Source organism: Vibrio sp. 1580, assembly GCF_033340055.1.
In genome coordinates this window covers 1-613 of the sequence record NZ_JAWOVT010000424.1, presented here as the reverse complement: position 1 = coordinate 613, position 613 = coordinate 1, and the positions used below count along the sequence as shown (strand labels likewise).

Annotated in this window: 1 protein-coding gene; it reads left to right on the top strand. The window is 42.7% G+C overall.

All coding sequences use genetic code 11. The features are described from left to right. A partial coding sequence (locus R7093_RS26370) for a sulfatase-like hydrolase/transferase (protein WP_318147169.1) occupies nt 1–535 on the top strand: 535 nt, incomplete at its 5' end. Nucleotides 536–613 lie beyond the last annotated feature (78 nt).

Sequence of the window (613 nt, the reverse complement as noted above, 5' to 3'; positions counted from 1 at the left end):
TTATGAGTTTGCCGTGAAATCTGCGGATGACAAAGTCGGCGGTATTATCAAAACACTTGAAGACGCTCAATTATTGGCAAACACCGTTGTTATCGTCACTTCCAACCATGGCAGTGAGTTTAACGAAACCAATACCAATAGCTGGGGCGCAAACAGTAACTACAGTCGTTACCAATTGCAGGTGCCTATGGTAATCCATTGGCCTGGTATGATGGCTGGTGAGTTTAATCACAGCACGAGCCATTTAGACCTTTCAGTTACGCTACTGCAAGATATGCTTGGTGTATCGTCCAATCCATACGATTACAGCAGTGGTCGTAACTTATTTGACGAAAGCCGTCGCCGTTGGATTCTTGCTGGTGATACTCGAGAACTTGCTCTCATCACAAATAACCAAACTACCGTGATCGATAAGTTCGGGAACTACAAGCTATACGATGAGAACTACAAGCGCATGCGTGATGAAACGCCTAAACTGCCGGTTCTTATGCAAGGCTTAACCGAGTTACAGCGTTTTTACTCTAAAAGTGAATAGTTGAACACTCAAAGTTGATAGAAAAGCTCTCCAAATGGAGGGCTTTTTTGTTTATTTAAGCAACAAACAACACAAAAT